The sequence below is a fragment of the Streptomyces sp. NPDC048370 genome, from assembly GCF_043200825.1.
In the GTDB taxonomy this organism is placed as follows: domain Bacteria; phylum Actinomycetota; class Actinomycetes; order Streptomycetales; family Streptomycetaceae; genus Streptomyces.
The window spans coordinates 46,095-68,769 of the sequence record NZ_JBICYI010000023.1 but is presented as its reverse complement, the minus strand read 5'-3'; the positions used below and the strand labels follow the sequence as shown (position 1 = coordinate 68,769).

The window sequence follows — 22,675 nt, the reverse complement described above, 5'->3', positions numbered from 1 at the left end:
GGCGCCGTACAGCCCGGGGCGGACAGGCCGTCCCCGCTTGCGGCAACTACGGTGAGCGGGTGACCGAGACTTGGAAGACGAATGACACTGGTGTGCTGCGGCTTCCCTCCGGGCGCCTGGTCCGTGGCCGCGCGCTTCGCCGACCGGTTCCGGCCGGTCCGACGCCTGCCTACGCCGTCTATCTGCTCGGCAGGCGGCCTCCCGAGGCCCCCTGGGAAGTCAAGTGGCTGCGCTGGCCAGACTTCTGGCTGCCCAGTAGTCACATCCAGGCCCAAGCCATCCTTGGTGAGGTATGGGCTCGTGCCGGCGTCGAACGCGTCGAGATCGCCTGCGGCGGTGGCCGTGGCCGAACCGGCACAGCCCTGGCCTGTCTCGCCGTCCTGGACGGAATACCTGCCAGCCAGGCAGTGGACTTCGTGCGCCAGAACTACGACACCCGTGCCGTCGAAACCCCCTGGCAGAGGCGCTACGTCCTCCGCTTCGCCGACTGACGGCGACAACTCGCCGGCGCTGGCGAGGGGGTCACCTCGGTCCAGGTCGCCGCTGCCGTGCGCATGCAGGCTCTGGACCGCAAGGTCCTGGACTTCCTCAGTGCCACCTGCGCCGAGTTCGACGTCGACGAGTACGACATGGCCGAAGACATGGACGCCAGGTGAGCAGATGACCTCGTACTCACCTGAGCGAATGAGTCGCACTCCGACGGTGACAACAGCATTAGGAAGCCAGGGTTCGAGGTCAGTCGTACTGCGGATGAGGACAGTCACAGCTCTCTCCGACACGGCGTGGAGGCCCGCCAAACGGGCACCGCCCCGGAGCGGATCAACGGGCGCTTCGTCATTCAGATCACCGGGGGCCTGCCGAGTTTGGTCATCCGCCACACCGTCCGCCACCTGATCGGCCGCCGGGGCGGGCAGGGCACCCTCACGCCCTCGAAGAACCCCGCCCACCACGCTTTCAGGCCGGGCAGCGGATGCCTCTGCGCGACGGTGTACGCCGCCCATGCGGCCAGGTACACAGGCACCAGCACGGCAGGGAGGTGGCGCTTGGCCAGCCACACGCGGTTCCGGCCGGTGTTGCGGTAGTAGACCGCGTGGCGGGAGGCGTCGGTGCGGGGGTGGCGCAGGACGATGTCGGCCCGGTAGTGGATCTCCCACCCTGCGTCCAGGGCGCGCCATGCGAAGTCCGTCTCCTCGTGCGCGTAGAAGAACGGCGCCGGGAAGTCGCCGACCTGGTTGATCACGCCCATGCGGATGGCGTGCGCCCCTCCCGGGAAGGTCGTGACCGGGCCGGACACATGTGGATCGGCACCCCCGAGGCGCGGGACGTGCCTGCGCTGGCTGACTCCCTCCTCGTCCACGATACGGAAACTCACAATCCCCAGGCGCGGGTTCTCGGCGAACGCTTCCCGGACGAGTCGCAGGGTGTCGGTGCGGGGCAGCAGTCCGTCGTCGTCCAGGACCACCACGATGTCGACGCCGTCGTGCTCGCGAAGCCACTGCACCCCGGCGTTCCTGCCTCCGGGGATGCCGAGGTTCTGCGGGAGCTCGATGGCCGCGCCACCGCCCGGGAGATCAGGGAGCTTCACGCCCTGGCCCAGCACCACGACGGTCGCGGAGTCGCCTTCCTGGGCCGCCACCGACTCAAGAAGCGCGCGGAGTTCTTTCGCCCGGTCTCCCATAGTCAGCACCACGACGCCAACCGCCTGTGTGCCCGTACCCCGGCCCGTCATGCCTGAGCCCGCAGCAGCTCGGTGGCACGCTCACCCAAGCTCGCCGCTCCAGGGACTCTGCGCCTCCTGTAGCCGGCCGCCGCCGCCCGAATGGATTTGATCTCCTGTCTGTTCCGGTCGGAGACCACTCCGTCCATGAAGTCCAACGACCGGCTCCACAGGCCCACGGCTTCCTCATGACGGTGCTGAGCCGCCACCGACTTCCCGAGGTTCACCAAGGTCAGGCCATGCACGCGCTGGTACGTGCCCGGCGTACGGCCCATCAACGCCGTACGGTAGTGCCGCTCGGCCGCCGGATAGTCCTTCATCGCCGTCAGCGTCTTGCCTGTGTGCGAGGCGACCGTCGCCGCGATAGGGCCGGAAGCGGCGGCGTACGAAGGCACCGGATCCCTCGCGTCCGACAACGCGTCCTCCGCAGCTAGCAGCGCCCGCGCCGCCTTCCCGCCCTCTTCGCTCGTCCCGTGCGCCCTGGCGCAAGTGACCAGCAGCAGGGCCTCCGTCTGCGGGTCGACCTTTCCCGACGCGCGCCGCAGGGCCTCCTCCGCGAGTTGGACGCAGGAATCGGGATGGCCGAGGTCGAGCGCCTGGTGGGTCATGGCCCGCATCATCCACGCGGCATGTCCATACGGATCGGCCTCGCACGCCAGTTGGTAGCCGAGCAGGTAATACTGCTGGGCCGCGCCTTCGCGGCCGAGGTCGTGGTGTTTCCAACCGACCAGAGTCGCCAACTGGGCAGCCGCCCCGAAGGCTTGTCCGCGGACCATGTCGGAGGGGAATCTCCCTTCCAGCGTGGGGACCACGGTGTCGGTCAGGTACGCGGTGACCGTCGTGAGGCCGTGCCCGCCACCGAGTCGTTCATCCGCGCTGCGGAACGTCTCGGTGAGCTGGCGGACGACGGCGACCTCTTCGACTCCGATCCGGGCTCCGGTTCGGGCCGCCTTGAGCGTGGCGGCGACGGCCTCGTGGTCGTAGTTGAGCGGGAGCCCGACGGCGGCCGTTGCGAAGGCGGAGTTGAGGAATTCCCTGCGACGGAGCATCACGGATCTCCCGAGATCGGTGGCGGTGGCCAGCGGATCGGCCCCCATGGCCTCCCCGATGCCTGCGCAGCCTAGACCGATCTCGGAGACCGTCACCTTCCGCTTGATCTTTCGCGACAGAGCCTCGGCGATATATGCGCGAGTCTGACCGTTAGGCGTTCCGCCGGCGACCCAGTAGGCGATAGCCGACGGCGCGGTACCCAGGATCTCCCCGGCCTCCGCCGCGACGGCGCGGATCTCCCTCGCCAGCGCTAAGTACGTGATCCCAGCCTCGACAATGACAGCCGCCAACGCGGTATTCGGCGTCCGATTACCCGTCACTTCCTGCCCCCTCAAACGATCTTGAACGGCTTGAACGGGTTTCTGATGTGGACACCGTACCGGCACAGCGTGATCGCCGGTTCACTGAATGCACGCACCCCGGAGCATCGACAACTCCGGGCAGTGCTCCCCCCGAAGCAGCGGGTCGTGGTGCGTCCCCGTCGCCTGCGGCCCGCTGCTGCCAACCTCACCCGCAGGAGTGCGCCATGACCACGCCCCTCCCCCAGGACCCCGACGAAACGCCGGAGTACGGCGTCCCCAGTCCCGAGCTCTTCGCCCGCGGCGCCGACGGATACGCGGCGTTCCTCGCCCGGTTCGAGGATGATGACCAGGCCAACGAGGAGACCACGCGATGAGCACCGCAGCGTCCCTCTTCCACGAGGACGGCCACCCGTGGCTGCACAAGACGGTGCGGGACATCGCGAGCCGGGGCGAGGGCGAACTCACCGCGATCGTCCACGAGAAGGCCAACCGGCGGACCCTACGCGTCGCGCACATCCGTCCCGCGTCCGGGATCGAGTGGACCACTGCGGCCGACAACGTCCAGCTCATGCCGTGACCCGATTACGCCTCTGGCCCGGCTGGCGCCAGCATCTCGCCGTCTTCGCCTACGTCGTCGTCTCCACCGTCGCCGTGGTCGTGTTGGCCGTCGCCGGCACGCCCGGTCAGTGAAAAGACCACAAGTTCACTATCCCGTCGCAACCAGCGAAGGAGAACGGACAGATGACCGAGCTGCTGAACTCCGGTGTGAATCCTGGAGAGAAGGAACAGAACCTCGCCAACCTGGCCAGGGAACTGGCCGACGCGACGCGCTCCCGTATCCCCGTACCACCGCTGGCTGCCCGGTTCCCGGAGTTGACACTCGATGATGCCTACCGCATTCAGCAGATCAACATGCGGCAGCGGGTACTGCTTGGCGGGCGTGTTGCTGGCCACAAGGTCGGGCTGACCTCGCTCGCCATGCAGCGACAGATGGACATCCATGAACCCGACTCCGGATTCGTCCTGGACGACACGATCTCGCCCAGCGGGACCCACCTGCGCGTTGCCGACTTCATGACCCCCAGGATCGAAACCGAGTTCGCTTTCCGCCTCGGCCGCGATCTGAGCTCCCCCGCAGACCTGGTCACGGCCCGATCTGCTGTGAAGGAGGTGTTCCTCGCGTTCGAACTCCTCGACACCTGTTTCACAGGTTGGAACATCACGCTGGTCGACAGCATCGCCGATAACGCCGCCTGTGCCGGGGTCATCATCGGCAACCCCCGCCCCCTCGACTGCGCGTGGGACCTCGCCGCCGAGCAGATCACCGTGAGCGTCAACGGGCAGACCGCGGCGGCAGGGGAAGGGCGCGACATCCTCGGCGACCCGCTCAAGGCGCTGGTGTGGCTGGCGCACCGCCTCCCCGCCCTGGGCGTCCCGCTCCGCGCCGGAGACATCGTCTTGGCCGGCTCGGTGCACGCGAGTATCCCGCTCACCGCCGGTATGGACATCCGGGCCACATCCACCCGGCTCCCCGCCATCCACATGCAAGCCGTCTAGCCCCGCCCCTTCTTCCAACGACGAGCGGAGTACACCGTGCTGAACACGGCCGTCCTCGGTACCGGTCTCCTCGCCCTCGACCTGATCGAGCGCATCCAGAACTCCCCGCACCTGCGCTGCGGCCTCGTCATCGGCCGCGCGGCCCACAGCACCGGCCTGCGCCAGGCCGCCGAGATGGGCTGCACGACCACTGCGGGCAGCATCAGCGCACTGACGGACTCGGACGAGGTCTTCGACATCGTCTTCGACGTCACCAACGCCTCAGCCCACCACGAGCACTGGACCCAGCTCGCCGACACCGGGACGACGGTCATCAACCTCACTCCCGCCAACGTCGGTGCGCTGATCGTTCCGGCCGTGAACGGCGACCAGGCAGCCACGCACCGGCACATCAGCCTCGCCTCCTGCGGCGGCCAGACGTCGATCCCCGTCCTCCACGCAATCGCCCAGCACTACGTTCCTCGTCACGTGGAGATGGTGGCCACGGCCGCCACCCGGAGCGTCGGCCGGGCCAGCCGACTCAACCTCGACGAGTACATCGAGACGACCCAGGCCGCAATCCAGCAGTTCACACGGGCCGCCACCGCCAAGACCATGCTGAACATCAGCCCCGCCTCTCCGCCGCCCCGGTTTCGCAGCGCGATGACGCTCGTGGCCCCCGGCGTCGAGGCGGAGCCGGTCCACAAGCTCGTGGAGTCGGCCGCCGAGACCATGCGGGCCTTCGTCCCCGGCTTCCGTGTGACCTCGTGCGCCGTCGCCGACGACACGATCCGTGCGGCCGTGGAGGTCACCGCCACCCGCACCAACATGCCGGTGCACGCGGGCAACCTCGAAGTGATTAGCGCCGCCGCCATCTACGCCGCCGAGCAGCACGCCCTCACCCAGACCCGGGTAGCGAAGGAGAACGCGCGATGACCCCCAGCGATCAGGGCGGCCTGATCATCCATGACCCCACGCTGCGCGACGGCCAGCACGCCGTCCGCCACCAGCTCGACCGTGACCAGATACGGTCCTACGCAACCGCCGCCAACGCGGCCCGCATCCCCGTGGTCGAGATCGGCCACGGCAACGGACTCGGCGCGTCCTCCTTCCAGGTCGGCCACAGCAAGCTCAGCGACGACGAGATGCTCTCCACCGTCCGTGAGGCCCTCACCCAAAGCAAGATGGCCGTCCTCATGGCTCCCGCCTGGGGAACCTCCGCCGACCTCCGCAACGCCGTCGTGCGCCACGGCGCGGACATCGCCCGTATCGCGGTGCACTGCACCGAGGCCACCGCCGCCGAGCGCCACCTCGGAGCGATCCGGGAACTCGGCGCCGAGGCGCAGGCCGTGCTGATGATGAGCCACATGGCCGACCCCGGGCAGCTCGGCGAACAGTGCGCCCTCTTGGTCGACTATGGGGCGCAGGCCGTCGGCATCATGGACAGCGCCGGCTACTACCTGCCCGAAGACGTCTCTTCCCGGATCAGGTCCATCACCGCCGCCGTGGACGTGCCCGTGATCTTCCACGGGCACAACAACCTCGGCATGGCCGTGGCCAACTCCGTCGCCGCCGCCAAGGCCGGTGCCCGCATCATCGACGCGTGCGCCCGGGGTTTCGGCGCGGGCGCGGGCAACACCCAACTGGAAGTCCTCGTGCCCGTGCTGGAACGCTACGGCCACCCCACTGGGATCGACGTGCGCCGCCTGGCCGATGCCGCCGATCTCGCCGAGAAGGCCCTCATGCCCGCCCCGCCGACGATCGACTCCACCAGCCTCGCGTCCGGCCTCGCCGGCGTCTTCTCCGGATTCAAGAAACCCGTTTTGGAGGCCGCCGCTCGCGAAGGCGTCCACCCCTGGGACCTATTCCACGAACTCGGTCGCCGTCAGGTCATTGCCGGGCAGGAAGACGTGATCCGGGAGGCCGCCCGCAGCCTCGCGGCACAGGGGGCGGACCAGTGACCGGCGTGGCCGCCCCGGCAGGGGTGTGGTTCATCACCCCGGGCCACGGTCCCGGCCGGTTCCCGACCGCGCACCAGTGTGGCGCGGACGTCGCCCTCGTGGATCTGGAGGACTCCGTCCCCGCTGCGGCCAAGCCGACCGCCCGCGCCGCCGCCCGCAGTTTCTTCACCGCTTCCGCAGCGACCGACTGTGCCCTCGGTGTCAGGATCAGCTCTCCCACCACCCTCGACGGTGTTCACGACCTGGCCGCCATCTCGGCCTTCGCAGTCAAGCCGCCGATCATCCTGGTACCCAAGGTGGAATCGCCCCGTGACTTCGAGATCGTCGCTGGTGCCCTCGACACCCCCGAATACTCGCCCCTGCTGTACGCGCTGATCGAGACCCCCCGCGCCGTGGAGGCGCTGCCGGATATCGTGCGGGCCGATCGCATCGCCGGGGTCCTGTTCGGGACGGCTGACTATGCGACAGCCACCGGCAGCACCATGGAGTGGGAGCCGATGCTGCACGCCCGGTCCGCGGTCGTCACCAGCGCCGCCGCCGCGGGCATCCCCGCCATCGACTCCCCCTTCTTCGACCTGGACGACCTCGACGGGCTGCGGCGTGAAGCCGAAAACGTCAAGGCCCTCGGCTTCGCCGGAAAGAGCTGCGTACACCCCGGCCAGCTCCCCACGGTGGCGGAGGTGTTCAGCCCGAGCCCCGAGGAGATCGACGCCGCGCGTGCCATCGTGGACGCCGCCGAGACCGCCGACGGGCGCATCGTCCGCGTCGGCCACCAGATGATCGGGCCGCCCATGGTCGCCGCCGCCCGCGATCTCCTCACCCGAGCCCGCACGCCGCGCGAGGTGACGGGATGACCACGAGCGTCCCCCAGGGGTACCGGCAGATCGCCAAGGGCCGCTACCGGGAAGTCGTCGGCCTCGGGTACCAGGAACTGACCGTGGGCATGGTCATCGAGCACCGCCCCGGACGCACCATCACCGAAGCCGACAACATCCTGATGACCACGCTCAGCGGCAACGACGCCCCCCTCCACACCGATGCCCACTACAGCAGCCTGACCGAGTGGGGTCGCCCTTTGGTGTGCAGCAGCATCACCCTCCACATCGTCGGAGGGATGACCGTACGCAGCACCAGCGGTCTCACCCTCGCGAACCTCGGCTTCGAGGAGATCCGGTTCACCCACCCGGTGTTCGTGGGCGACACCCTCTACGCGGAGACGGAGATCACCGGCCGCCGGATATCCAGGAGCCGACCTGGGACGGGGATCGTCACCTGCCGCACCACCGGCCGGAACCAGGACAACGAGCCCGTCATGACGTTCACGAGGAGCTTCTTCGTCCCCCTCGACGCTGACACCATCCGAGACCACACCAACTACTAGAACCGGCGGAACGTCACATGCCCGACTCCACCCGGATCACAGAGGTCACCGACGACGACCTCTTGAAGCAGTACAACGACCTCGCGACCCGAAGCTACGGCCACCCCGTGGACGACATCACCCTTCTGCGGCCCCACGCGGACCTCCGCGTCGCGGTCCGGGACGGCCAGGTCGTCGCCGGTGGCCTCGGCCTCCTCCTCCCCCAGTTCTTCGGAGGGGCCCCCGTGCCCTCCGCCCTCCTCGGCGCCGGATGCGTCGCCCCGGAAGAGCGCGGCGCCCACCTCTCCATCCGCATGATCTCCGAGCGCCTCCGCCCGCTGCGTGACCAGGGCGCTGTGATTTCGACGCTGTGGACCGCCTCCAACGGCTACGCCCGTCGCCTCGGCTGGGAGGCCCCGACCCCGGTGTACTCATGGACCGTCCCGACCGACGAGCTGAAACGCCGCTTCGCCGAGTCCGGATTCGAGATCGCCCACGGCACATCCACGAAGGCCCGCCTGCTCCAGAACGACCTGGCCGCCTCGTGGAACGGGACGTGGCAACGGCCCGGCTGGTGGGAGCACTGGCAGCAGCAGAAGCACCCCGGCCTGGCCACCTACCGGTTCAACCGCTCCGGACGAGAGCCGACCGGAGTCCTCTCCGTGGCCAACGAGCCTCACCCCATCGAGGGACGCCAGATCGTCGTGCACGACTTCTGGGCAGCGGACCAGGAAGCCGCCGCCGCGATGTTCGCGTTCCTCGGCCGCCACAACAGCCGCATCCCCACCGTCGCGTTCCAGCGGACCGGCCTGCCACCCGCACCGCTACTGCTGCACCACCTCCACCGCCCCGGCTCCCTGACCGCACGGTCCTGGCACCCCTGGATGCTGCGCATCCTGGACCTGCGCCAGGCCGTGCAACTGCGCGGCTGGCCCGAGGAGGCGGATCTCACCCTCCCCATCGAAGTCGTCACCGAGGGTGGTGACGCCACCGAGCGGTTCATGCTCCGGATCACCAACGGCAAGGGGGATCTGGAGCCCACCACCGGCGAGGGACAGCTCATACTGACCAGGGGACAGTTCGCTGTCTGGTACGCCGGCGGATACCGCAGTACGGCCGCCGCCGCGCTGACCGGCATCAACGGCCCTCCGCGACGTCTCACCCAGCTCCTGGCCGCCGCCGCGGACCGCGAACCGTGGCTCGCTGACCACTTCTGACCGATATGAGCCCCGAGGCCACCACAGTACCCTTCGTCCCCTACGGGCTCCCCGTATGCGATTCGGAGAAATCACTTCATGACTCAGAGCGCCTCCATCCCGTCCGACCTGTGGCAATGGATCACCGAGAACCTGCCGGACGCGAACGCGGACAAGGCCGTGGACGTCTCCTGGGACCGGGGCGACTCCAGAGTCTGGCGGGTGCCCGCAGGCGAGGACGACACGTTCGTGAAGCTCAGCCCGAGTGCGAAGGACTACGAGCGCGAGGTCGTCGGCTACGCATACGCCGCGCGGGTCCTCGCCCCCCACGAGGCACCCCGCCTCCTCGCCGCAGACCCCGGCTTGCAGGCGATCATGACCTCGTCGCAGCCGGGGCGCGTCGTACGGGACCTGCCTCTCGACCGGGAGGAGGAGCAGTACGTCCACGAACGGGCCGGGAATCTGCTGAGGCGCTGGCACGACGCCTCAGCCCCGGCCTCGGAACAAGACCGCGACATCATCCGCACGTCCATGGCAGACCAGGCCGACGAAGCCGCCTCCTGCCTGGAGCATGCTGCCGGACACCTCGACAACAAGCAGCGCACCCTGGTCAAGTGCGTCTCCCTGGAGCTGCCGCAGGTCGCCGAGCGCCTCCCCGTCGTGTACCGGCACGGTGACTACGCCACCCGGAACTGGATGTGGCACCCCCAGCGCGGTCACGGCGTGATCGACTTCGAGAGGGCCGGCCACGGCATCGCCGTCGAAGAGTTCGTGTGGCTGTACGCGGCGGTATGGGCCACCCGCCCCGACCTCCGGTCCGCCTACCTCGCCGGATACGGCCGCCAGCTGTCGGAGAGCGAGGAGAGGGCGCTGCGCTTGCTGACCGCAAGGCTCGCCGTCTCCTACCTGGCCACCGGCCTCACCAAGCGGAAACCGGCACTCGTCGAGCGCGGACACCTCGTCCTCACTCGCATGACGCACGAGTAGCCGTGGCCGATGACAACCATCCTCATCGTGGTGGCCCATCCCGACGACGCCGAGATCTCCATGGGTATGCGTATCCACGAGTACGCACGAGGCGGCGCCCATATTCGGGTCCACTGCCTCACGACAGGGGCACCCGGATCGGACGGCACAGCGGAGCGCCCAGCTGAGTGCCTGGCCGCCGGCGCGATCCTCGGCGTGGAGGAGTACACCTTCTCGACTATCCCCGACACACGGTTCATCGAGCATCGCGGAGAGATAAACGCCGACCTCTTCAAGGTCTTCCAGGAGGCACGCCCGGACGTCGTCTACACCCACTTTCCCGACGATCAGCACCTCGATCACCGAGTCACCGCGCAGGAAGCCACGACGGTCGCCCTGCGCGCCGCCAACAACCTGGTCTACTTTCGATCCCCCTACAGCAGCGGCTTCGAGCCCACCAAGATCTTCATGGGCACCCAGGAACTCCTGAACACCAAGGCGAAAGCCCTGGCGTGCTTCGCCTCGCAGCAGCAGCTCGACATGGACGTCTTCCGGAAGCTGGACGAAGTCGTCTACCGGCAGCATGTGCACCACAGGGTGGTCGAGCGCTTCCAGCCGGGCTCGGACTGCGCCGAGCTCTTCCGCACGGCGAGAGAAATCGAGTTCGCCAGTCGAACCGAACTTCCCTAGTGGTCCCCTGACCAGAAGATTCAGATGACCGAACGCGTCCGCGCCACCTGACGATCCTGCTGATCAAGCGCATCAAGCCGGGCGTCCCCGTCTACTCAGTCACCCCCGGCGGCAAGGTCGAGACCTCCGACGCCACCCACGAGGATGCCCTGCGCCGCGAACTCAAGGAGGAGATCGCCGGCGAGACCGAGGATCTGCGTCTGCTGCATGTCCTGGAGGACGGCGACGACCGCCAGCACTTCTACCTCACACCGATCAGCACGTGGTCGTTCGAGGACCGCACCGGCCCGTAATTCAGCCAGGAAGACCGCGGCGAGTACCTGCTCGAAGAGATCCCCCTGACCCACGAGGCCCTTGACGCGGTCAACCTCAAGCCCGAGGAGATCGTCCCCGCCCTGCACGAGGCCCTGCACGCGGGACTCCTCACCCCAAGCCGGCAGACCGTCTCCCGACCTGGTGATCCCGTAGCCGTACGCGCGCCGGTCGTCTCCTTCAAGGGCGGCCGCCTGCGCTCACTCAATCGAGCGGAGCGCTGCGAAATCCACACCGTCCCACGCGTGCTCTGGCGATATGTGCAGAGCATTTATGCAAGATGATCTCATGAGAAGTGTGTTCTTGCAGGTCAGGATGGCCGTATAGGAGTTCCGGGACACCTGAGGTCTCAGCTCAGTGTGTAAGCGGTGCCGGCCGCAGTGTCACGAGCACAGGGCCCCGGTCATGTCTGGTGGAGCATCAGAGCAGGTCGGAGCTCGGAGGAAGTCAGAGACGGGGCGCTGATCGCCAGTTGCGAGCGCTACCCATCACCTGGCCGTAGTTATACGAGCGCACCCCCGTGACCGTGGCATCGCCTCCATATTCCTTCCCTGCGGCTGGTCACGTTCTAAGGACAGAGAGTCCTTGCGGATAGTGAACGGGCGGCGCCAGGGTCGCCCCGGCGTGCGGGGAGTACCTGACAGCAATGGACGAACATCACCAGCTCGGGCGGTGGGACGCAGCAGTCGATGTGCTGGTCAACTGGATCGGCTGGCTCCTCGCCCTCGTCTTCGTCGTCGGTTGTTTTCCGGGCTGGTGCTGGGGTGGCGACCTGAACAACCTGCCGCTGATGGACGAGACAGTGGCTCAGGCCGCGGCCGAGCACCGGTGTTGGACCGAGGTGCCGCAGTTGCTCCTGACGTGCGGGGCGCTCCTGGTCTGGTGCGCGGCCGCCGATCGGGTACGCGGGATAGATCCGAGGCTGCGGAATCTCCGCCAGCTGCGCTTTCCCTCGTCGAAGGCGGGCTGGTGATGGGCGAGGTCCTGCTCGGCCCGTTCACGGATCTCACCGCCGTGGCCACTTCGGCGTTGAAGAGCGTATGGGCGCATCTGTGGTTGCTGATGTCGACCGCGCTGCTCGCGACTGGGCTCTGGGGGGCGGCCTGGGTGTGGTGGCGGCGACGGGCCCGTGCCGCGCTTGAGTGCCGGACAGTGGTCGACCTGGTGCCGTCGGCCGGCTTCGATCCGTCGATGGAAGGAATCGGGCGGCACGCGGCACGCCTGGCCCGGGTGCCGACAGCGGCCGGATGGCTGCCGCGCAGGGCCTCGGCCGTGCGAATACAGCACGGGAGCGTTGAGGGGAAGTTGGCGACCCGGCTCGAAGGCCCTGCGCAGTCCGCTGGTCTGCTGCGCCTGCAGTCGTTCCCGGACGTGGATGTCGTGGAGGCGGACCGTGGCGTCGGCGAGGTGCGGCCGATCCGGTTCGCCAACATCGCGCCGCTCGGCGTAACGGACGACGAGCAGGAGATCTGATGAGCCAGGTAGTCATGGAGAAAAAGGTCATCGCTCCCCCGGCCCCTGGCTGGCATCCCGAGACGAATCGGGACGCGGAGCCGGGGCGCGGGACCTATGTGGCGCGGGCGGAGCTGGTGCTCGCCCGTCCGGACCACCGACGGCTCATGGCGGCCAGTCTCGATCCCGATCCGCTGCAGATGATGGCGGCCACGTGCGCGCACGTCGACAGCGACCGGGGCGAGCAGGCGGAACTGATCGTGGATCTGGTGCCGGTGTCCGGCCGGAAGGTGGCGCGGTGGCGGCGTCGGCTGATGCGGCGGGCAGCGAAGCGAGGCCCGTCGGCATACGGGGAGCAGCTCGGGGGCGGTCAGGGCGGCGGCCGGGCGGGTCCGATTCTCGGGCAGGTGATGCAGGGGCTGAACGGCGGGAAGCAGCTCGGGGCCGGTCAGTCACGGGGCAGGTCTGGGCCGCGGCCGCGGCAGACGGACCTGGCCGACGGCGTGGGGAAATTCCTGCCCGGAGTGGACGGACAGGTCTTCGCGGTGCAGGTCCTCATCCGGGTCCAGGCGCGGCATCCGGCGCGGGCGCAGGCTCTGTTGCACCAGGTGATGGCGGTCATGGATGCCTGGAGCGGGGAGAACTGGTGGCGGCCGGTGGGGCCGCGGCGTACGGGTTGGCGGCCGTACAGCAATGTGTGGTGGCGTCGGCACTCCTTCGACCGGCGGTACCGCACCGGCGAGTTCGCCCCTTCGAAGAGGCAGTGGGTGACGGTCCGGGAGATCGCTGCGCTGCTGAAACCGGCCTCGGTGCACTGCGAGGCGGCGAACGTGGTGCGTACCGGCGGGGTGGTGCCGTCGGCGCCGCCGCGGCTGCCGGAGTGGACCGGACAGCCGGGCGTGGTCCCGTTGGGGCGGGTCCTGGGTGCGGACGGCCGGGTGCGTCTCGCCGCTGTGCCGCAGAAGGACGTGCTGTTCGGTGCGTCGTTCGGGAAGTCCGGGTTCGGCAAGAGCGAGCTGGCGCTGTTGCAGGCCATCGCTCTGGCGTACGGGGGGCTGGGGATGTGGTTCCTCGACCCGCACGGCGCGGCGGTGAAGCGGGCGATGCCGTATCTGGCGCATCCGGCGCTGCGCGACCGGCTGTGGGTGATCGACCTGAGCGTGAAGCACCCTGCGGCACGGGTCGGGTCGTGGAATCCGCTGTCGATGGAGCATCGCAGCGCCGCGCAGGTCCAGGACGTGATCGGGGCGGTCGTGGGCGGGCTCGCCTCAGCGCAGGGCTGGGGCGACGGGGCGCCGCGCGCGAGGGCGATCCTGTCCCACGCCGTGCAGGTGCTGGCATACCTGGCGCTGGAGATGTGCCGCCGAGGGCGCCCGGATCTGCAGCCCACCCTCTTCTCCATCACGAGGCTGCTCACCGATGAGGAGTGGCGCCAGAGCGTGCTGGAGTATCTACCGATCAGGCTGAACCGGTTCTGGCGCACCACATTCCCCAAGTACGAAGGGAGCGCAGTGCCGGTGGTCACCCAGACGCTGGAGCAGCTGGAGACATCGGACTCACTCAGGGCCTTCCTGGGCCAGCCCCGCTCGAGCTACGACGTGCGGCACGCCATGGACACCTCGAAGATCGTCCTGCTGCGCTGCTCGGGCACAGGTTCGTCGGACCAGGTCATCACATCGCTGCTGCTGTTCGACCTGTTCCTGGCCGGCTGCTCCCGTGAGGGCATCGACCAGGACCAGCTGGCGACGATGTTCGCGTTCTGCGACGAGCTGACCGCCATCGACGGGGCCTCGCGCGGCTACGTCGCCGCGATCCTGGAGCAGCTGCGCAAGTACGAACTGAGGCTGATGGGGATGACCCAGATGGCCATGCGGCTGAGCGGCGAGACGCGAATGGCGCTAATGCAGAACCAGTCGCTGTTGTCCGCATCGGCGGCCGACAGCGACGAGGCGGCGTTCGTCACCAAGCGGATGGAGCCGATCTCCCCCCAGACGCTGCTGTCTCTGCCGAAGTGGAACTACGTGATGTCCACGATGCTGCACGGCGAGCGCACCACCCCGTTCCGGGTCGCCGGCGTCGCCCTGCACCAGGCCCTCGCCGACTACCACCACCCCGAGCTCCTGCCCGAACTGGACAAGGCCGTGAACAGCAACCTGCGGCGGCGCACGGTCGGCGAGATCCTGCGTGACCTCGAGGGCGACGACACCGGCAGCCGGCCCGGCCTGGACGACCGGATCCTCGCCGAACTCACCAACCCCCGGCCCGGCCCGAGAACGCGACCGGCCCGGACCACCACCATTCACACGACCGGACACCGGGCCGCGGCCAGCGGAAGCGAGATCGGCTGATGCCCACCACCCTGTCCCCCGCCCCCACCGGCCTGCCCCGCCTCGGCCAGCAGCTGCTGCCCGTCCTCTACCAGCACCGCCTGGTCGCCACCGGCCAGCTTCACCGGATGCTGACTCCCCACACGCACCGGCCCGTCTACCTGCGGCGCGTCCTGAACCAACTCCGTGGCCTGGGGCTGGTGGACTGCACCACCCGCCGGGCCGGGAGGATGGGCGGCGCCGAACTGCTGTGGTTCGTCACCCCCCGCGGCGCGGACATCGTCGAGGCCAGCCGGGAAGTCACCGGACGGGCCTACCGCATCAGCCCCGAGACCGCCGCCTCCCAGCTCCAGGAACACACTCTGACCGTCGTCGAAACCGGTCTCGCCTTCACCACCTGGTCTCAAGCCCTCGGCGATGAGTGCGGACCGCTGGACTGGGAACCCGAACTCGTCCACCGCGTACGCGACGGCGAGAACCGGCTCGGAGAAGACGCCCTGCTCATCCCCGACGCCGTCCTGCGCTACACCCGCACCACACCCACCGGCCGCCGGCTCCTCACCTACTTCCTCGAGATCGACCGGGCCACCATGCAGGTCGGACGTCTGGGCCGGAAACTCACCTCCTACGCCCGCTACGCCACCTACGTGCCCGCCCCACTGCCCGGTCACCGCTCCCCCACCACCGTGGCGGGACGCGAGGCGTGGCGCGACCGCTACCCAGCCGTCCCCCGCCTCCTCATCGTCCTCACCGGAGCCAGCAACGCGGTGCTGTCCCGGCGGATCGAAGACCTGCGGGCCCTGGCCGCCGCCGATACCCGGGTCCGGCGCACCCCCCAACTCGCCGTCGGCATCACCACCCTCGAGCAGCTGAAATCCCACGGCCCGTTCGCGCCGATCGTCACCCCGCTCCTCGGCGATCCCACCGCCGGTGACATCCTGCTCAGCGTCCCGCCAGCCGACGTGATCAGCAGCGCAAACCAGGTCGTGCAGTGACGCAGAGACACCTCCCCTCGCTCCCTTTGAGGCCCAACTCTTCGTCGCTACTGGCCTCTTCCGTCCCGCGTAGTGCTCGGACAGCACCGAACTCGTGCAGCGGGACGCTCATTCAAATGGTCAGGGAGATCCCGAGGCCACCCGACCAATCTCGGTCTCGTGGCGAAAAACACTCAGAGGAATTGTGTTGATTTGGCGGGCAGTTGAGGCTGGGGCCTCTGTAACGAGCTGTGTGGTGAAGCGATCTTTGCGTAACGTATGGGACCAGACCAAACTCCCACCTGGGTGCACGCCGAGCACCGGCCAGTGCACGCATCGTGCAGGTGAGGACTGATGACCGCATATTCACGGGGAGGCGCAGTGAAGACCAGCGGACGCGTAGGAAGCGTTTGGGTTCGCACCCGAAACGGCCATCGAGATGCCGCGCTCATCCTTGCAGTGGGCGCCGTCCTGACTGCCGCCGGCTGTACCACGAGCGACTCACCCGACGACAATCTGCCGACTCAGTCGGCGCCCTTAGCAACCAAGTCAGCAACCACTCCGCCTGACCCCACCGAGAAGGCAAAGCAAGACGCAATCGCCACGTACAAGGCTTACTGGCAGGAGATGGAGAAGCTCTACGCGGACAAGAGCGGCAAGGGGGCGAACCTCAAGCAGTTCGCCGCCTCAGCGGCTCTGAGTAACGCCGAGTTGGACGCAAAGCGCGCCCACGAACGAGGCCGGCTCCACGTCGGAGAGGTAGGAGTCGGGAACCCTACCGCCACCAAGACGGACATCAACCGCAAGATCCCGCACGTGATTCTTTCCAGCTGCCTGGACATTTCGCGCTGGCAGGTCGTCGAGGTCAGCACCAAGAAGCCCGTCACGCTGCCGACGAGCCGCCTCACCAAGTACGTCATCAAGAGCACGCTCGAACGCTGGCCCGAAGGGTGGCGCGTCATTCGAGACGAACCCCAGGGCAAGTCATGCTGAGTAGCACTCGGGGGGTAGCTGCTGCTGCGATGACCATGTTGGCCTTCGCTGCTCCGGCCTACGCAGACACGCCCCCTGGCTCGGGCGGGGCGGACTGCGGCTTGTACATGTGTGAGGTCGAGGTAGACGTCCCCGGGAGCGGAGGGGGCAACGTCGGTGGCAGCGGGTCGCCGCCCAACGGTGGTGAGGGCGGAGGAGACAGCGTCCAGGACGAGCCTGCTACTCAGCCCGTGTGCACGTACAAGAAGCTCGACCCTCAGCCACCCGCCGGGAGCCTGGACTGGGAAGGCCACGAGCCCGGCGACGGAGCGGTCTACGAAGAACGATGCACCTACAGCAACGGCCCCGACTTCACGGTTGCTCGGAACGTCTGGGCAGCCACACCGCCAGCCGCGACGGTTGATCCGGCCGTCTTGGCGCAGCGGGCCGTGGACCAGATGATCCTGCGTGGCCCCGCGATCGGTATCACCCCCAAGCCGAGTGGTAGGGGTGTGGTCGGCATGCCGGTCTATCTGTGGACGGAGCGCGGGCCGGAGACCTACGGCCCGAACTCGGCCAGCGCATCGGCAGGCGGCGTCACGGTCACGGCCACCGCGAGGGTGTCGAAGATCGTCTGGCAGATGGGCGATGGGAAGACCGTCACCTGCACGACGGCGGGCACGCCCTACAAGGCGGAGTACGGCAAGAAGCCGTCGCCGGACTGCGGCTACCGCTACAGCACCCCTTCCTCCACAACCAGCACGGGCAAGTTCCACGTGACCGCGACGTCGACCTGGACGGTCGACTGGCAGGCGACGAGCGGCCCGGCGGGCCAACTCACCGAGATCCGTAACAGCGCTGTGGACATCAGCGTCGTCGAAGTCCAGGTCCTCAATTAGCTCTCCGCTCTGTACATCCGAGAGGCCCAACCCGTATGGAATCCCCCGTGGCGCCGCCGGTGCCCCGTCCTGCTGCTCCGGCCCGCCCCGATGTCCCCATCACCACGACCACGCCGGTCAAGCGGGAGCGCCGCTGGTCGGTGGCCGCGCTGTGTGTCGTCCTGGCCGTTGTCGCCGGTCTGGGTGCGGCCGCTGCCGTCACCTCGGCCAGCGACCGCACTCGGGTCCTCGCCATCGCCCGCGATGTCCCGGCCGGGCAGGCCCTCACATCGGCCGACCTGGTCGTGGCCGAGATGTCCGCCGATGCCGCGCTCACGCCGGTGCCCGCCTCGCAGAGGGAGTCCGTGCTCGGGAAGCGGCCGGCTGTCGACCTGCGCAAGGGCGGCCTGCTCACCACTTCCCAGCTGGCGGGCGGTACCGGACTGGGCGACGACAGGCAGCAGGTCGGGGTGCAGGTCAAGCGGGGCCAGGCACCGGCGGGAACCCTCGCCCCGGGCGACAAGGTCCTCGCGGTCACCACGCCCGCCCAGGGTGAGCAGCAGACCAGCAAGGAGGCCGAAGCTCCGCCGTCGACGATCAACGCCGTGGTCGTGACCGTGTCCCGCCCGGACGCCTCCGGCAACGTCGTGGTCAACCTCGCCGTGGCCCCGACCGACGGTCCGCTGCTGGCCACCCGCGCCGCGCAGGGCCGTATCGCTCTCGTGCGCGAACCCCGGAGCTGACATGCCCGTTACCGCACTTGTCTCCGCAAAGTCCTGCGGTGTCACCACGACCGCGCTCGCGCTCACCCTTGCCTCGAAGCGTCTGTCGCTGCTCGCCGAGTGCGACCCGTCCGGTGGGACGGTCCGCGCCGGCTTCCTGGAGGGCGCGGCCAGTGCCGGGTACGGCCTGTATCACCTGGCGGCCGCCGAGCGCACCGGGCCGGACGCTCTCGCGCAGGCCTTCGCGTCTCACCTGTGGCCGATGGACGAGGCGGGGCACCGCAAACTCCTGCCCGGTCTGACCGATCCTGCGCAGGCCGCCGCGCTCGGCCGGACCTGGCCCGCGCTGTCGGAGGTCATGCATGTCCTGTCCGAGGAGGCGGGATACGACGTCTTCATTGACGCTGGCCGTCTGGCGCTCGAGTCCGGCCGACTTCACACCACGCTGACGCCGGCGCCGCTGCTGCACAAGGCCGACATGGTCCTTCTCGTCGTCCGCGGCACTGAGCAGTCGCTGACCCTGGCCCGGCACCTGATCGACCCGCTGCGCACCGAGTTGGCGGAACGCGGCAGCGGTCCCGGCGCGCTCGGTCTGCTGCTCATCGAGGACGGCCCCCACCGGGCTCACCGGGTGGCCGAAGTCCTCAAGGTCCCGGTCCTGGCGGCTCTGCCCTTCGATCCGGGCACGGCCGGCTATTTCACCAACGGTGGTCGTCCTCCCCGGGGGTACGGGCGCAGTCCGCTGCTGCGGCATGCCCGCTCCGCGACCGAGCATCTCGAAGCGGCCGCGTCTCACCGTCGTATCCAGCAGCAGTTCCCGCGTCCGGCCAACCCGGTGCTGGCCGGGGTCCTCGCGCGGCTGGGTGAGAGGGGAGGGGCACGTGGCTGACGCTCACCAGCGGCCCGGCGTGAACGGGCAGCCGGCTATGGGCCGCGAGGACATCGCCAGCCTGCTTGTCAGTCGGATCGGACAGTCCCGCCCGACGTACCCCACCGCCCCTGTACCGGCCCCTGCAACTGAGGTACCTGCCGCTGCTTCGCCTGCGGCGGCAGTGGGTCCGGCGGCGGTGCCGCGGCTTGCCGGCTTGCCCGGCGAGATCCCGGTCGGCTGGGAGGTGATCGAGAACCTGCAGGCCTCCGTGTCCAAGCAGCTCAGTGCCGAGGACCCGGACAAGCTGCTTGAGGAGGACAACCGCCGCGCGCTGGCCAAGAAGTTGGTCCGCAACGCGGTCGCGGACTGGGCTACCAAGTACGCCCAGGGCAACACTCCGCTCACTGCTGAGCAGGAATCTGCGGTCGGCATCGCGGTCTTCGATTCCATGTACCGGGGCGGGCGGCTGCAGTCGCTGCTCGACGAGGGCGGCGTCGAGGACGTGATGGTCGACGGTCTGCGTGCCCATGTGGAGTACCACGACAGGCCGCGCCGCACGATCGAGAAGGTCGCTGACAGTCACGAAGAGCTGATCGCCTGGGTCAACCGTATGGCCCAACTGTCCGGCCACGGCGAACGCTCGCTCACGCAGGCGACACCGATGGTCGGCTTCCGCATGCCTGACGGCTCCCGCGTCACCGCTTCCCTGCTGACGACCCGGCCCTCCGTCGTCATCCGACGGCACCGCATCCGCCAGCACGGCATCGCCGAACTCGTCCAGTGGGGCTCGCTCAATCCGATTCTGGAGCGGTTCCTGACTGCGTGCGTCCACGCCAAGATGAACATCCTGGTCGTCGGCGACATGGGCGCCGGTAAGACGTCCCTGCTGCGGGCGCTGGGCCGTGAGATCCCGCCCGCCGAACGCCTGGTGACGCTGGAGTCGGACCGCGAGCTCTATCTGGACGAGCCCGGCCCGAAGCCCGGCCCCATCACGTTCGCGTTCGAAGCCCGTCAGTCCAACGGTGAGATCCGCGGCGGCGACAAGGCCGGCGAAGTCACCATCGACGACATCTTCCCCACCGCCCTGCGCTACAACGGCACCCGCGTCATTGTGGGCGAGGTCCGCTCCACCGAGATCGTGCCGATGCTGAACGCGATGTCCTCCGGCGGCTCCGGCTCGATGTGCACCCTGCACGTACGCCGTCCCCACGCCATCATCAGCCGCCTGGTCCAGCTGTGCACCGAGGCCGGCATGCAGACGGAGGCCGCGCACCACCTCATCGCCGCGTCCATCGACGTTGTCGTCTACCTCACCTACCTGGACGAGACCGCGATCGGCGGCCGCAAGCACCGCTTTGTGAGCACCATCTACGAGGTCCAGGACGTCGTAGGCGAAGGCGGCCGGCCCGTCACCACCGAGCTGTTCGCCCCCCAGGCCGGGGAGATCCGCGCCGTCTTCAAGAACATGCCGACGTTCATCGACGACCTGGAGCTCACCGGCCTGTTCAACAGGCAGTGGCTGACCGAGAACCCCTTGGGCGCCTGGTTCGGCCCACTGCAGAGGGCAGGCCGCCGATGACGATCTCCCAGCTCGCCCTGGCCGCGGCCTGCTGCGCAGCCCTCACACTCCTCGCGCTCGCCGCCGCCATCCGTGAGATCCGCGGCCGGGTTCCTGACCTGGCCAAGCCGAAGTCCCGCACGGCGGGACGGATCCAGCGTGCCAAGGCGGAGCTGCCGGAGAAGTGGCAGCACCGCTGGCGGCACCTGGTCGCTACCGCGGGCATCGTCGCGCTGGTCGTGTGGGCGTGGACCGGCTGGCCCGTCCACGGCCTCCTCGCAGGTGCCGCCGTCCTCGGCCTGCCCTACATCCTGTTCCCCGGCACCGCGGCGATCCAGCGGATCGAGCGCCTTGAAGCACTCGGGCAGTGGCTCAACCACCTGGCCGGTGTCCACCAGGCCGGAATCAGCCTGCCCCAGACCATCCGCGCCTCCGCCAAGGCAGCCCCAGCACCGATCGCTTTGAGCGTGCGGGCTCTCGCTGACCGGCTGCGCTCCGGCATGGACGCCCACAACGCGTTCGCCCTGTTCGCCGACGAGCTCGCCGACGGCGTCAGCGACCACGTCGTACTCCTCTTCCAGTCCCACGCCGTCTACAAGGGCCCAGGTCTGTCCGACGCGCTCGAGGCCCTGGCGGTCACCATCCACCAGCAGGCGGCCGACGCCCGCGACATCGAGGCCGACCGTGCGAAAGTCCGCAAGTCGAGCCGCATGGTGTCGATCGTCATCTGCCTGGTCGTCGTCGGCTGCATGCTCAACGAGGCCTGGTCCGCCTGGTACCAGTCCCCGCTCGGGCAGATCGTCCTGGCCGTCCTCGGCGGCTTCTTCGCCTGGACCCTGTCCTGGCTTCGCCGCATCGCCCGCACCAAGCCCGACCCGCGGCTGATCGACCCGCTCCCAACCGCGCAGCTCTCAGAAGTCACGGGAGGAACCCGATGATCCCCCTGGAGGCCGTCGTTCCTGCGGCTGCCGCAGGCGCTCTGATCGGGCTGGCTGTCCGCGCCGCAATGCCCGCCCCACGCGACCTCGCCTCCGCGCTGGACCGTCTGGACGTCAGCAAGACCAACGGCCCCCTGCTCCCATCGGCGGCACCCAAGGGGAGCACAAACCTGCAGGAGCGGGTCGGCACCCGGCTGTTCGCCGAGTTCGGAGGCCGCCTCAGACTGCCCGTCAAAGACCTGAACCTCCTGGGAAAAAGCCCGGCCGAACACCTCGGCAAACGCTTCCTGTTCGCCGTGTACGGCCTCGTACTGCCCCAGCTGTTCCAGGGCATGAGCGCCCTGGCCGGAGCACCGTGGCCCTTTGAGGTACCCGTCGTCCTCTCTCTGGTCCTGGCCGCACTGTTCTGGTTCTGGCCCGGCAAGGAAGTCGCCCGGGACGCGGCCGCCGCCCGCCTGATCGTCCGGCACGCCGCCGCCTCCTACCTGGAACGCGTCGCGCTCGCCCGCATCGCCAACTCAGGCGCCGCTCAAGCCCTAACCCAGACCGCCGAGGTCGGCGACGGCTTCATCTTCGTGCGCATGCGGCAGGTCTTCCACGAAGCCGACCTCGCCGGCGTCACCGTCTGGGACGCCCTCAAGCAGCTCGGCGACGAACTCGACATCCCCGAACTGACCCGGCCAGCCGACACCCTTGCACTGGCCGGTGACGGCGCCGCCGTCTACACGACCCTCCAGGCCCAGGCCCGGCAGCTGCGCATCGCCCTGCTGTCCGATGCGAAATCCCAGGCCAATGCTGCGAGCGCCGCGATGATCCTGCCGGTCACCTTCAGCGTCATCCTCATGCTCGTCTTCGTGATGATCCCCATCACGATCACCATCCTCGGAAGCTGA

General features: G+C 68.8%; 25 protein-coding genes. 23 read left to right on the top strand and 2 right to left on the bottom strand.

Annotated features, from left to right (window positions below; genetic code table 11):
• The first annotated feature begins 59 nt into the window (after positions 1–59).
• A complete protein-coding gene (locus ACGFYP_RS33815) occupies positions 60–491 on the top strand; it encodes a protein phosphatase (RefSeq protein WP_393501800.1) in 432 nt (143 codons plus the stop codon).
• Positions 492–838: 347 nt separating this feature from the next.
• Here ACGFYP_RS33815 and ACGFYP_RS33810 read toward each other — a convergent pair whose 3' ends face one another.
• Positions 839–1,729 carry a glycosyltransferase family 2 protein gene (locus ACGFYP_RS33810; RefSeq protein ID WP_393501798.1) on the bottom strand — a complete coding sequence of 297 codons (891 nt, stop codon included), beginning with the start codon at positions 1,727–1,729 and terminating at the stop codon, positions 839–841.
• The gene (locus ACGFYP_RS33805; protein ID WP_393501796.1) at positions 1,726–3,087 is read right to left on the bottom strand and encodes a tetratricopeptide repeat protein; all 1,362 of its coding nucleotides are present in this window, start codon (positions 3,085–3,087) and stop codon (positions 1,726–1,728) included. Before ACGFYP_RS33805 ends, ACGFYP_RS33810 begins: the two co-directional genes overlap by 4 nt.
• A 206-nt stretch (positions 3,088–3,293) precedes the next feature.
• Here ACGFYP_RS33805 and ACGFYP_RS33800 point away from each other — a divergent pair, with 206 nt between their 5' ends.
• The 22 genes from ACGFYP_RS33800 to ACGFYP_RS33695 all read left to right on the top strand — a co-directional run bounded on the left by ACGFYP_RS33800 (position 3,294) and on the right by ACGFYP_RS33695 (position 22,675).
• The gene (locus ACGFYP_RS33800; RefSeq protein WP_393501794.1) at positions 3,294–3,443 is read left to right on the top strand and encodes a hypothetical protein; all 150 of its coding nucleotides are present in this window, start codon (positions 3,294–3,296) and stop codon (positions 3,441–3,443) included.
• A complete protein-coding gene (locus ACGFYP_RS33795; RefSeq protein ID WP_393501792.1) occupies positions 3,440–3,646 on the top strand; it encodes a hypothetical protein in 207 nt (68 codons plus the stop codon). The genes ACGFYP_RS33800 and ACGFYP_RS33795 overlap by 4 nt, the downstream gene beginning before the upstream one ends.
• A gap of 164 nt (positions 3,647–3,810) precedes the next feature.
• The gene (locus tag ACGFYP_RS33790) at positions 3,811–4,626 is read left to right on the top strand and encodes a 2-keto-4-pentenoate hydratase (RefSeq protein ID WP_393501790.1); all 816 of its coding nucleotides are present in this window, start codon (positions 3,811–3,813) and stop codon (positions 4,624–4,626) included.
• 36 nt (positions 4,627–4,662) lie between these two features.
• Positions 4,663–5,541, top strand: coding sequence for an acetylating acetaldehyde dehydrogenase (locus ACGFYP_RS33785; protein ID WP_393501788.1), 879 nt, complete (start codon positions 4,663–4,665; stop codon positions 5,539–5,541).
• Positions 5,538–6,566 carry a 4-hydroxy-2-oxovalerate aldolase gene (gene dmpG / locus ACGFYP_RS33780; protein ID WP_393501786.1) on the top strand — a complete coding sequence of 343 codons (1,029 nt, stop codon included), beginning with the start codon at positions 5,538–5,540 and terminating at the stop codon, positions 6,564–6,566. Before ACGFYP_RS33785 ends, dmpG begins: the two co-directional genes overlap by 4 nt.
• A complete protein-coding gene (locus tag ACGFYP_RS33775) occupies positions 6,563–7,420 on the top strand; it encodes an HpcH/HpaI aldolase/citrate lyase family protein (RefSeq protein ID WP_393501784.1) in 858 nt (285 codons plus the stop codon). Before dmpG ends, ACGFYP_RS33775 begins: the two co-directional genes overlap by 4 nt.
• Positions 7,417–7,947, top strand: coding sequence for a MaoC family dehydratase (locus ACGFYP_RS33770; RefSeq protein ID WP_393501782.1), 531 nt, complete (start codon positions 7,417–7,419; stop codon positions 7,945–7,947). Before ACGFYP_RS33775 ends, ACGFYP_RS33770 begins: the two co-directional genes overlap by 4 nt.
• A gap of 17 nt (positions 7,948–7,964) precedes the next feature.
• Positions 7,965–9,143, top strand: a complete 1,179-nt coding sequence (gene eis, locus ACGFYP_RS33765; protein WP_393501780.1) for an enhanced intracellular survival protein Eis — start codon at positions 7,965–7,967, stop codon at positions 9,141–9,143.
• Between the two features lie 78 nt (positions 9,144–9,221).
• Positions 9,222–10,109: an aminoglycoside phosphotransferase family protein gene (locus ACGFYP_RS33760; protein WP_393501778.1), complete on the top strand. Its 888-nt coding sequence runs from the start codon at positions 9,222–9,224 to the stop codon at positions 10,107–10,109.
• 9 nt (positions 10,110–10,118) lie between these two features.
• Positions 10,119–10,778, top strand: coding sequence for a PIG-L deacetylase family protein (locus ACGFYP_RS33755; RefSeq protein WP_393501776.1), 660 nt, complete (start codon positions 10,119–10,121; stop codon positions 10,776–10,778).
• Between the two features lie 47 nt (positions 10,779–10,825).
• On the top strand, positions 10,826–11,071 hold the full coding sequence (locus ACGFYP_RS33750) for an NUDIX domain-containing protein (protein ID WP_393501827.1): 246 nt from the start codon (positions 10,826–10,828) through the stop codon (positions 11,069–11,071).
• A gap of 665 nt (positions 11,072–11,736) precedes the next feature.
• Positions 11,737–12,063 carry a hypothetical protein gene (locus ACGFYP_RS33745; protein ID WP_393501774.1) on the top strand — a complete coding sequence of 109 codons (327 nt, stop codon included), beginning with the start codon at positions 11,737–11,739 and terminating at the stop codon, positions 12,061–12,063.
• Complete coding sequence (locus tag ACGFYP_RS33740; protein WP_393501772.1) at positions 12,063–12,563, top strand: hypothetical protein; 501 nt, start codon at positions 12,063–12,065, stop codon at positions 12,561–12,563. Before ACGFYP_RS33745 ends, ACGFYP_RS33740 begins: the two co-directional genes overlap by 1 nt.
• Positions 12,563–14,890, top strand: a complete 2,328-nt coding sequence (locus ACGFYP_RS33735) for a hypothetical protein (protein ID WP_393501770.1) — start codon at positions 12,563–12,565, stop codon at positions 14,888–14,890. Before ACGFYP_RS33740 ends, ACGFYP_RS33735 begins: the two co-directional genes overlap by 1 nt.
• Entirely contained in the window at positions 14,890–15,864 is a 975-nt protein-coding gene (locus ACGFYP_RS33730; RefSeq protein ID WP_393501769.1) for a replication-relaxation family protein, read from the top strand. Before ACGFYP_RS33735 ends, ACGFYP_RS33730 begins: the two co-directional genes overlap by 1 nt.
• 360 nt (positions 15,865–16,224) lie before the next feature.
• The gene (locus tag ACGFYP_RS33725; protein WP_393501767.1) at positions 16,225–16,836 is read left to right on the top strand and encodes a hypothetical protein; all 612 of its coding nucleotides are present in this window, start codon (positions 16,225–16,227) and stop codon (positions 16,834–16,836) included.
• Positions 16,837–17,273: 437 nt separating this feature from the next.
• Positions 17,274–17,714, top strand: coding sequence for an ATP/GTP-binding protein (locus ACGFYP_RS33720; RefSeq protein ID WP_393501825.1), 441 nt, complete (start codon positions 17,274–17,276; stop codon positions 17,712–17,714).
• Between the two features lie 35 nt (positions 17,715–17,749).
• Positions 17,750–18,436 (top strand): SAF domain-containing protein, encoded by a 687-nt coding sequence (locus ACGFYP_RS33715; RefSeq protein ID WP_393501765.1) that lies wholly within the window; start codon positions 17,750–17,752, stop codon positions 18,434–18,436.
• A gap of 1 nt (position 18,437) precedes the next feature.
• The gene (locus ACGFYP_RS33710; protein WP_393501763.1) at positions 18,438–19,304 is read left to right on the top strand and encodes a hypothetical protein; all 867 of its coding nucleotides are present in this window, start codon (positions 18,438–18,440) and stop codon (positions 19,302–19,304) included.
• A gap of 196 nt (positions 19,305–19,500) precedes the next feature.
• A complete protein-coding gene (locus ACGFYP_RS33705) occupies positions 19,501–20,865 on the top strand; it encodes a CpaF family protein (protein WP_393501761.1) in 1,365 nt (454 codons plus the stop codon).
• Entirely contained in the window at positions 20,862–21,782 is a 921-nt protein-coding gene (locus ACGFYP_RS33700) for a type II secretion system F family protein (protein WP_393501759.1), read from the top strand. Before ACGFYP_RS33705 ends, ACGFYP_RS33700 begins: the two co-directional genes overlap by 4 nt.
• Positions 21,779–22,675, top strand: coding sequence for a type II secretion system F family protein (locus ACGFYP_RS33695; protein WP_393501757.1), 897 nt, complete (start codon positions 21,779–21,781; stop codon positions 22,673–22,675). The genes ACGFYP_RS33700 and ACGFYP_RS33695 overlap by 4 nt, the downstream gene beginning before the upstream one ends.

Bases quoted from the DNA above. Each gene is read 5' to 3' on its own strand.
- ACGFYP_RS33810 (WP_393501798.1), bottom strand. From the start codon at position 1,729: ATGACGGGCCGGGGTACGGGCACACAGGCGGTTGGCGTCGTGGTGCTG.
- ACGFYP_RS33800 (WP_393501794.1), top strand. From the start codon at position 3,294: ATGACCACGCCCCTCCCCCAGGACCCCGACGAAACGCCGGAGTACGGC.
- ACGFYP_RS33795 (WP_393501792.1), top strand. From the start codon at position 3,440: ATGAGCACCGCAGCGTCCCTCTTCCACGAGGACGGCCACCCGTGGCTG.
- ACGFYP_RS33790 (WP_393501790.1), top strand. From the start codon at position 3,811: ATGACCGAGCTGCTGAACTCCGGTGTGAATCCTGGAGAGAAGGAACAG.
- dmpG (WP_393501786.1), top strand. From the start codon at position 5,538: ATGACCCCCAGCGATCAGGGCGGCCTGATCATCCATGACCCCACGCTG.
- ACGFYP_RS33770 (WP_393501782.1), top strand. From the start codon at position 7,417: ATGACCACGAGCGTCCCCCAGGGGTACCGGCAGATCGCCAAGGGCCGC.
- eis (WP_393501780.1), top strand. From the start codon at position 7,965: ATGCCCGACTCCACCCGGATCACAGAGGTCACCGACGACGACCTCTTG.
- ACGFYP_RS33760 (WP_393501778.1), top strand. From the start codon at position 9,222: ATGACTCAGAGCGCCTCCATCCCGTCCGACCTGTGGCAATGGATCACC.
- ACGFYP_RS33755 (WP_393501776.1), top strand. From the start codon at position 10,119: ATGACAACCATCCTCATCGTGGTGGCCCATCCCGACGACGCCGAGATC.
- ACGFYP_RS33745 (WP_393501774.1), top strand. From the start codon at position 11,737: ATGGACGAACATCACCAGCTCGGGCGGTGGGACGCAGCAGTCGATGTG.
- ACGFYP_RS33740 (WP_393501772.1), top strand. From the start codon at position 12,063: ATGGGCGAGGTCCTGCTCGGCCCGTTCACGGATCTCACCGCCGTGGCC.
- ACGFYP_RS33735 (WP_393501770.1), top strand. From the start codon at position 12,563: ATGAGCCAGGTAGTCATGGAGAAAAAGGTCATCGCTCCCCCGGCCCCT.
- ACGFYP_RS33730 (WP_393501769.1), top strand. From the start codon at position 14,890: ATGCCCACCACCCTGTCCCCCGCCCCCACCGGCCTGCCCCGCCTCGGC.
- ACGFYP_RS33720 (WP_393501825.1), top strand. From the start codon at position 17,274: ATGATCCTGCGTGGCCCCGCGATCGGTATCACCCCCAAGCCGAGTGGT.
- ACGFYP_RS33715 (WP_393501765.1), top strand. From the start codon at position 17,750: ATGGAATCCCCCGTGGCGCCGCCGGTGCCCCGTCCTGCTGCTCCGGCC.
- ACGFYP_RS33710 (WP_393501763.1), top strand. From the start codon at position 18,438: ATGCCCGTTACCGCACTTGTCTCCGCAAAGTCCTGCGGTGTCACCACG.
- ACGFYP_RS33700 (WP_393501759.1), top strand. From the start codon at position 20,862: ATGACGATCTCCCAGCTCGCCCTGGCCGCGGCCTGCTGCGCAGCCCTC.
- ACGFYP_RS33695 (WP_393501757.1), top strand. From the start codon at position 21,779: ATGATCCCCCTGGAGGCCGTCGTTCCTGCGGCTGCCGCAGGCGCTCTG.